A 7,850-nucleotide genomic window follows, 5' to 3' on the forward strand; every position below is an offset into this window, starting at 1 on the left:
GGTCTTCTTCGCGGCGGCCTTCTTCGCGGTCGCCTTCTTCGCTGCGGCCTTCTTGACCGTCGCGCCGGCACCGCCGGTCAGGCTGCCCTTCGGCGCCTTCTTGACCGAGACCTCGCCACCGCGCGGCAGCTTCTTCGAGCCGCTGACCAGGTCCTTGAAGCCCTGACCCGCACGGAAGCGCGGAACGGAGGTCTTCTTGACCCGAACCCGCTCGCCCGTCTGGGGGTTACGGGCGTAACGCGCCGGACGGTCGACCTTCTCGAACGAACCGAAGCCGGTGACCGACACCCGCTCACCCGAGACGACCGCGCGGACGATGGCGTCCAGTACATGGTCGACAGCCTCGGCGGCCTGCTGTCGGCCGCCCATCTTGTCGGCAATCGCTTCTACGAGCTGCGCCTTGTTCACGTCTTCCCCTTCGGAGACATCGCCAGAACGAAAGTGTTCAAGCTTTTTCGCACGTTAGGCAGATATATACCGCAAATCAAACACGAAACGGGCTTCTCACCCTTGTGCCGCAACGAACTCGACGGTGTCGTCCGGTTTCAGCGTTCCTCGTCGGGGAGACGTCCCTCGTCGAGGTCCACGGTGAACCGTTCCAGCCGCCTTGCCGCGTCGGCGAGATCGTGCTTGGCCGCGGCCGTAATGACCAGCAGCTTCCGGGTCAGCGCCATCCGTACGCCCTCCGGGACTTGCAGTGCGCGCACTCTTGCGTGCGCTTCCTTGAGTTGGCCCGCGACTGCCGCATAGAGCTCGAGTTGGCCGTCGTGTTCCATGCACAGATTGTGCCATCTGGGGCGAGTTGTCGCCTGCGCAGGGGACAACTGCCGCCGCAAACGGCCTTCCGGGCACGTGTGGAAGTCGCGGCTGTACACCTCGCGTACCCCGGCAACCACCGGCATAACGTGGGAAGTTGAGCGTCACGCTCCGGGCGGACAGGGCCGTTCGGGTGCAGACACGGCTGTACCCCCGATCGGGCTGATCGGGGGTACAGAGGGGGTGTTGCGGTGGCCGAAAGTCGCCTTGTTCAGGGGCGGCGGATCGTGCTCCGGATCAGATCGGGAGCGTCTGCGGCTTGAACGCGGGGCGCTTCGCCTCGTACGCGGCGATGTCGGCCTCGTTCTGGAGGGTGATCGAGATGTCGTCGAGGCCGTTCAGCAGCCGCCAGCGGGAGTTCTCGTCCAGCTCGAACGAGGCGGTGACGCCCTCGGCGCGCACCTCGCGGGCGACCAGGTCGACGGTGATCTCGGCCTGCGGGTCCTTCTCGGCGAGCTCCCACAGCGCATCCACGATGTTCTGCTCCAGAACGACCGTGAGCAGGCCGTTCTTGAGCGAGTTGCCGCGGAAGATATCGGCGAAGCGGGAGGAGATCACGGTCTTGAAGCCGTAGTTCTGCAGCGCCCAGACGGCGTGCTCACGGGAGGAGCCGGTGCCGAAGTCGGAGCCGGCGACCAGGACGGTCGCGCCCTGCCGCTCGGGCTGGTTGAGCACGAACGACTCGTCCTTGCGCCAGGCCTCGAACAGCCCGTCCTCGAACCCGTCGCGCGTGACCTTCTTGAGCCAGTGGGCGGGGATGATCTGGTCGGTGTCGACGTTGCTGCGGCGCAGCGGGACGGCCCGGCCGGTGTGGGTGGTGAAGGCTTCCATGGCTGATCAGACTCCAGCGGGCGTACGGGTGTCGGCGGCGGACAGGTCGGCCGGGGAGGCAAGGTGGCCCAGGACGGCGGTCGCGGCCGCGACCTGCGGCGACACCAGGTGCGTACGGCCGCCCTTGCCCTGCCGGCCCTCGAAGTTGCGGTTCGAGGTGGAAGCGGAGCGCTCCCCCGGGGCGAGCTGGTCGGGGTTCATGCCCAGACACATCGAGCAGCCCGCGTGCCGCCATTCGGCGCCGGCGTCCTTGAAAACGACGTCCAGACCCTCGGAAACGGCCTGCAGACCGACCCGCGCGGAGCCCGGGACGACCAGCATCCGTACGCCGTCGGCGACTTTGCGGTCCTTCACGATCTCGGCCGCGGCACGCAGGTCCTCGATGCGGCCGTTGGTGCAGGAGCCTACGAAGACGGTGTCCACCTTGATGGAGCGCAGCGGCTGTCCCGCCTCCAACCCCATGTACTCCAGGGCCTTTTCGGCGGCGAAGCGCTCCGATGCGTCTTCGTACGAAGCAGGGTCGGGGACGGACGCCGAAAGGGGTGCGCCCTGGCCGGGGTTGGTGCCCCAGGTGACGAACGGCGCCAGCTCGGTGGCGTCGATGACGACCTCGGCGTCGAACTCGGCGCCCTCGTCCGTCCTGAGCGTCTTCCAGTACTCGACGGCCGCGTCCCAGTCGGCACCCTCAGGGGCGTGCGGGCGGCCCTGGAGGTACGCGAAGGTGGTCTCGTCCGGGGCGATCATGCCCGCGCGGGCACCGGCCTCGATCGACATGTTGCAGATGGTCATGCGGGACTCCATCGAGAGCTTCTCGATGGCCTCGCCGCGGTACTCCAGGACGTAGCCCTGGCCGCCGCCGGTGCCGATCCGCGCGATGATCGCCAGGATCAGGTCCTTGGCGGTGACACCGTCGGGCAGTTCGCCGTTGACCGTGATCGCCATGGTCTTCGGGCGGGACATCGGCAGCGTCTGGGTGGCCAGCACGTGCTCCACCTGGGAGGTGCCGATGCCGAACGCCAGCGCGCCGAAGGCACCGTGCGTGGAGGTGTGCGAGTCGCCGCAGACGACGGTGGTGCCGGGCTGGGTCAGACCGAGCTGCGGGCCGACGACGTGCACGACGCCCTGCTCGACGTCGCCCAGCGGGTGCAGGCGCACGCCGAAGTCGGCGGCGTTCTTGCGCAGCGTCTCGAGCTGGATCCGGGAGACCGGGTCGGCGATGGGCTTGTCGATGTCGAGGGTGGGGGTGTTGTGGTCCTCGGTGGCGATGGTGAGGTCGAGGCGCCGCACCTTGCGGCCGCTCTTGCGGAGGCCATCGAAGGCCTGCGGGCTGGTCACCTCGTGCAGCAGGTGCAGATCGATGAAGAGAAGGTCGGGCTCGCCCTCGGCGCGCCGGACGACATGGTCGTCCCAGACTTTCTCCGCGAGTGTCCTACCCATCGCTGTTCCCTCCGGCCGACGACGATCCGCCGGCCCAACTAGAGATCTTGAGGAGGCGGGCCCGCGCCCCTGGATTCCGCGCATCCGCCGCCAGGCCCGTACGTCACGGGCCGTTGTGACTTCGTGTCTTCCAGAGTGGCGGGTTCCACGGAAAATTGAACTTGCGTTTCACAGAGTGAGACGCGAGTATCGTTTCATGGACAACAGTAGCGGCGTCGGCGTTCTGGACAAGGCGGCCCTCGTCCTGAGCGCTCTGGAGTCCGGTCCGGCCACCCTCGCGGGCCTGGTCGGTGCCACCGGACTGGCACGACCCACGGCCCACCGCCTGGCCGTGGCCCTGGAACACCACCGCATGGTGGCGCGCGACATGCAGGGCCGTTTCATTCTCGGCCCCCGCCTCGCAGAACTCGCCGCGGCCGCGGGTGAGGACCGTCTCCTCGCCACCGCCGGCCCGGTGCTCACCCACGTCCGTGACATCACGGGCGAGAGCGCGCAGCTCTACCGCCGCCAAGGCGACATGCGTATCTGCGTCGCCGCGGCGGAGCGTCTGTCCGGACTCCGGGACACGGTCCCGGTCGGCTCGACGCTCACCATGAAGGCCGGCTCCTCGGCACAGATCCTGATGGCCTGGGAGGAGCCGGAGCGGCTGCACCGCGGCCTGCAGGGCGCCCGATTCACGGCGACGGCCCTGTCGGGCGTACGGCGCCGGGGCTGGGCCCAGTCGATCGGCGAGCGCGAGCCGGGCGTCGCGTCCGTCTCCGCGCCGGTGCGGGGGCCGTCGAACCGTGTGGTGGCGGCCGTGTCGGTGTCCGGGCCGATCGAGCGGTTGACGCGGCATCCGGGGCGGATGCATGCGCAGGCTGTGATCGATGCGGCGGGGCGCCTCTCCGAGGCGCTGCGACGCACCGGCTGAACCGACTGATCGCCCTTGGGGAGAGCAGGCCTCAACGCCGCGGCAGGCTTTCCCCGACCAGGCGTCGCAGCAGGTGTGGTTTCGCTGTCGAGTGCCGGCCCGCCGTGGCTGGTCGCGCAGTTCCCCGCGCCCCTGAGGTTGGACACGAAAAGGCCCCCCACCGAAGTGGAGGGCCTTTCTCGCATGTACCCCCGACCGGATTCGAACCGGCGCTACCGCCTTGAGAGGGCGGCGTGCTAGGCCGCTACACAACGGGGGCGTGGAGCCTGCGTTTCCGCAGGTCCGAGCTGGTCTACCTGGACTCGAACCAAGACTAACTGAACCAGAATCAGCCGTGCTGCCAATTACACCATAGACCAATGTGGTTTAGACCAGTCAGTACCCCCGACCGGATTCGAACCGGCGCTACCGCCTTGAGAGGGCGGCGTGCTAGGCCGCTACACAACGGGGGCCCTAGCAGTTCCGAGATGATCGTCGATCTTTCGGAACCCTGTACCCCCGACCGGATTCGAACCGGCGCTACCGCCTTGAGAGGGCGGCGTGCTAGGCCGCTACACAACGGGGGCCTTGCAGATGAGCTCTGCGAGCTGGCCTACCTGGACTCGAACCAAGACTAACTGAACCAGAATCAGTCGTGCTGCCAATTACACCATAGGCCACTGGAACGCAAGCCCCTGATGGGGTTCTTGTTCTAGTAATGCGCCTGGGGGTTCCTGCCTTCCGGCCCGCTCCCCGCGGCGCAGGAAGAACATTACCTGAAGGTGGACGGGGCTCCAAAACGACTATCCGTGCCGAGCAGAGAGGGCAGTTCGGCGAGGGAGGCGATGCGGTGCGGACCGACGGGCGGCTCGATCGTGGCGTACATGCCGCCGCGGTCGATCCACACCGACAGCAGCCCGGCGTCGGCGGCGCCCCGCCCGTCGATCTCCGGGTGGTCACCGACGTAGGCGACCTGGTGCGGCGGCAGATCGAGGGCCGTGCAGGCGGCGAGGAACGCCCCGGCCTCGGGCTTGGAGACGCCGAGCTCGGCGGCGCACAGGATGCTCTCGAAGCGGTCGTGGACGCCGAGGACGCGCAGCTTGTGGTCCTGGACGTGGATGCTGGAGTTGGAGAGCACGGCGTGCCGGTGGCTTGCGGCGAGGGCGTCCAGGACGGGCAGGACGTCCGGGAAGAGGGTCCAGACCTCCTCGTAGTGGGCGCGGTACCGCCGGAACCACGCGTCGGCCTCGGCGTCGGTCAGCTCCCGGCCCAGGAACACCCGTACGCGGTCGCGCCGCTGGGCCTCGAACGTGGCCTCCCCCGCCGCGAAGCGCGCCCATTGCAGGTCGGTGATCTCCCGCCAGCGGGCGAGGGCCTGGTCGACGGTGTCGTAGTCGTCGAGCAGGCCCTCGGTCGTCAGGTGGGCGCGCATGCCGAGGCGGTCGGCGGTGGTGTAGTCGAAGAGGGTGTCGTCGACGTCCCAGACCACGGCTTGGATGCTCATGGTCCGACCGTACCCACCGCGCCCCGCGCTCAGCCCAGGGTCATCGTGCCGGAGAGCGTGAGGTCCGGCCCCTGGCCGTCGCGGGGGTGGGCGCTGAGCCTCCAGGCGTAGCCGCCGGACGGGGCCCCGGCGCCGGTGTCGGTGGTGCCGTCCCAGGCGGGGCGTACGGCGGCTCCGGTGGAGGCGCCGGTCAGGGTGCGGACGACGGTGCCGGAGGCCGTGGTCAGGGTCAGGGTCCAGGTGGACGGCTTGTTCAGCTGCCAGACCGGCGACCAGGGGAACGATCTGCCGATCACGGACGGCGAGTAGACCTGGGCCTCCGTCTGGGCGAGCGGTGAGGTGGGGACGCCGCTGGGGACGATCGACACCTCGCCGTACGTGCCGTTGAGGTAGGCGACGTGGCCGCCGAAGCGGTCGACGGCCCAGCGGCCGTTGCTGCCGCCGGTGTTCTGGTCCGCGGCCGGCAGCCTGACCAGGGTGCGGGTGCTCGCCGTGCCGGTGTGGAAGTCGGTGAGCAGCAGGTCGTGGGTGGTGCGGTTCTCGCGGAGCAGGAAGCCGTCGGCGAGGCGGGCCGGGCCGATGTCGGCCGGGACCGTGATCCTGCGGTTCGTGGCCCGGTCGTAGACGCCCGCGGAGCTGCCGCAGGACCAGTACAGCCAGGTGTTGACGGCCTGGATGTCGGTGGGGGTGCAGGGGGCGCCGGTGGCGAGGGTGGTGACCGTGCCGGTCTTGAGGTTGCGGCCGGTGACCGCGCCCTGGGTGCTGCCCGGTGTCCACAGGGTCTGCCCCCAGACGGCGGCGGCGGTGCGGTCGCGGGTGAGGGTGGTCTCGCCGCCGGTCGCGGCGCGCGGGAAGTCGACGAGCCGCTGCTTGCCGGAGCCGCCGTTGTAGAGCACGTAGCGGCCGGTGCTGCCGGCGAGGCGGCCGCCGGAGTCGCCGTCCGTGGGCCCGTTGAGGAGGGTGGTGGTGTCGAGGCCGACGTCGAGGACGGATTCCTGGCCCGTGTCGCTGGTCCACAGGTAGGCGACCCGGCCGTCGCCCAGGGCCTCGTGCTGGGGGCAGGCGGCGTCGCCGGTGAGGCAGGTGGACGTGTCCAGCGCGGGGCTGCGGCGGGTCTGGGGGCCGTCGGGCCGGCCGGCGGCGTCCAGCCGGAAGCCGTTGTAGCGGAGCGAGGCGCCCGGTGTCGCGCCGTAGAGGAACAACTCGCCGCCGGCGACGGCCAGTCCCTGCACTCCGGTCGAGGCCGCGGGGACCCGGGCCACCTTGGTGGTGGTGAGGCCGCCGCTGCCGTTGAGGGTGATCCGGTGGATCTCCCAGTCGAGGCTGGAGGGGCCCGCGGTGGCCAGCGCTGCGCCGTCCAGGGTCGGGCCGATTCCGCCGAAGGACGAGGTGAGCACGGTGCTCGAGGCGCCCGTGACCAGGGAGCGGGCGGTCAGCGCGGCCTCGGTGCCGCCCAGGACGAAGGTCGGGTTGCCGAGCAGGAGTTGGTCGCCGACGACGGCTTCGAGCTGGGCGTCGGTCCTGGTGAGGGGGGTGGGCTCGGTGCCGGGTTCGGCGTCCACCCGGATCGCCTTCCAGTCGGCGACCAGCCAGCGGTCGTTGAAGGCGAGCTGCGGGGTGGCCTCGGCGCTGGTCACGTACGTGCGGAAGGCGCCGTTCGTGAGGTCGGTCAGTCCCACGGACGTCTTGCCGTCCAGCACATAGACGATCGCGAGACGGCCGACCGAGCCGCCGGTGCGGTAGAGGACGGGCCGGGCGCCCGCGGGGAAGCCGGTCACCGGGGTGTCCGTGGTGGTGCCGTCGGCGGCGGCGCGCAGGACGTGCAGGGCGCCGGTGCCGTCCATGGTCAGCACGCTCCAGCCCGCGGCGGCCCGGTAGGCCTGGCCGGAGGGGATCGTGACGGTGGCGCTGACGCCCGTGGAGCGGTGCCTCTGGGTGACGCGCCGGCCGTCGCGGGTGTTCACGACGTCGGTGCCGGTGGCCAGGTCGTCCGGGCCGGCGTGGGCGGGCGGGACCGCGTCGGGGTAGTCCACCGTGGTGACCGAGGTGGTTCCCGGCCGGTACTGGAGGCCGGACGCGCCGGCCCACGGGTAGTCCACGGTCACGCGCTTCTCGGTGACGAGCCGCACCGTGCCCGCCGGCGCTTCGGCGCCGGGTGCCGCCTGCGCGGGCGCGGCCGGCCATGTGCAGGACAGGGCCACCACCCCGCCGACGGCCGCGTGGACAAGTCTTCGTGTACGGCTCATGTTCTCTCCCCCGGTACCAGGGCGCACACGCACACCGTGTGCACGGGGGATATCCAATGTCCCCTCGGGGAGCCGGAGTCGGCCGGAAGGGTGAACTCCGGGTGACGGCTGGGCGGACACGACG

Annotated in this window: 7 protein-coding genes and 5 tRNA genes; 1 reads left to right on the plus strand and 11 read right to left on the minus strand. The window is 70.3% G+C overall.

Annotated elements, in window-relative coordinates:
• The 4 genes from ACFTZL_RS36870 to leuC all read right to left on the minus strand — a co-directional run.
• Positions 1-408, minus strand: a 408-nt coding sequence (locus ACFTZL_RS36870; protein ID WP_382592349.1) for an HU family DNA-binding protein, incomplete at its 3' end; no start/stop codon positions are given.
• Between the two features lie 137 nt (positions 409-545).
• On the minus strand, positions 546-776 hold the full coding sequence (locus ACFTZL_RS36875) for a hypothetical protein (RefSeq protein WP_382592352.1): 231 nt from the start codon (positions 774-776) through the stop codon (positions 546-548).
• Positions 777-1,053: 277 nt separating this feature from the next.
• On the minus strand, positions 1,054-1,647 hold the full coding sequence (gene leuD / locus ACFTZL_RS36880) for a 3-isopropylmalate dehydratase small subunit (protein WP_382592355.1): 594 nt from the start codon (positions 1,645-1,647) through the stop codon (positions 1,054-1,056).
• Positions 1,648-1,653: 6 nt separating this feature from the next.
• Positions 1,654-3,084, minus strand: a complete 1,431-nt coding sequence (gene leuC, locus ACFTZL_RS36885; protein WP_382592358.1) for a 3-isopropylmalate dehydratase large subunit — start codon at positions 3,082-3,084, stop codon at positions 1,654-1,656.
• A gap of 196 nt (positions 3,085-3,280) precedes the next feature.
• Between leuC and ndgR the strand changes: the two genes are divergently transcribed.
• Positions 3,281-3,997: an IclR family transcriptional regulator NdgR gene (gene ndgR, locus ACFTZL_RS36890; RefSeq protein ID WP_382592360.1), complete on the plus strand. Its 717-nt coding sequence runs from the start codon at positions 3,281-3,283 to the stop codon at positions 3,995-3,997.
• Between the two features lie 186 nt (positions 3,998-4,183).
• Here the strand turns inward: ndgR and ACFTZL_RS36895 are convergent.
• The 7 genes from ACFTZL_RS36895 to ACFTZL_RS36925 all read right to left on the minus strand — a co-directional run bounded on the left by ACFTZL_RS36895 (position 4,184) and on the right by ACFTZL_RS36925 (position 7,726).
• A tRNA-Glu gene (locus tag ACFTZL_RS36895) sits at positions 4,184-4,256 on the minus strand.
• A gap of 28 nt (positions 4,257-4,284) precedes the next feature.
• Positions 4,285-4,356: transfer RNA gene (locus tag ACFTZL_RS36900), tRNA-Gln, on the minus strand.
• A 20-nt stretch (positions 4,357-4,376) separates the two neighbouring features.
• A tRNA-Glu gene (locus ACFTZL_RS36905) sits at positions 4,377-4,449 on the minus strand.
• A gap of 41 nt (positions 4,450-4,490) precedes the next feature.
• Positions 4,491-4,563 (minus strand) — tRNA-Glu (locus ACFTZL_RS36910).
• 21 nt (positions 4,564-4,584) lie between these two features.
• Positions 4,585-4,656, minus strand: a tRNA-Gln gene (locus ACFTZL_RS36915).
• A gap of 92 nt (positions 4,657-4,748) precedes the next feature.
• Positions 4,749-5,480, minus strand: a complete 732-nt coding sequence (locus ACFTZL_RS36920) for an HAD family hydrolase (protein WP_382592362.1) — start codon at positions 5,478-5,480, stop codon at positions 4,749-4,751.
• A gap of 29 nt (positions 5,481-5,509) precedes the next feature.
• Positions 5,510-7,726: a FlgD immunoglobulin-like domain containing protein gene (locus ACFTZL_RS36925; RefSeq protein ID WP_382592365.1), complete on the minus strand. Its 2,217-nt coding sequence runs from the start codon at positions 7,724-7,726 to the stop codon at positions 5,510-5,512.
• Positions 7,727-7,850 lie beyond the last annotated feature (124 nt).

The organism is Streptomyces sp. NPDC056948 (assembly GCF_042674225.1).
Classification (GTDB): domain Bacteria; phylum Actinomycetota; class Actinomycetes; order Streptomycetales; family Streptomycetaceae; genus Streptomyces; species Streptomyces purpurascens.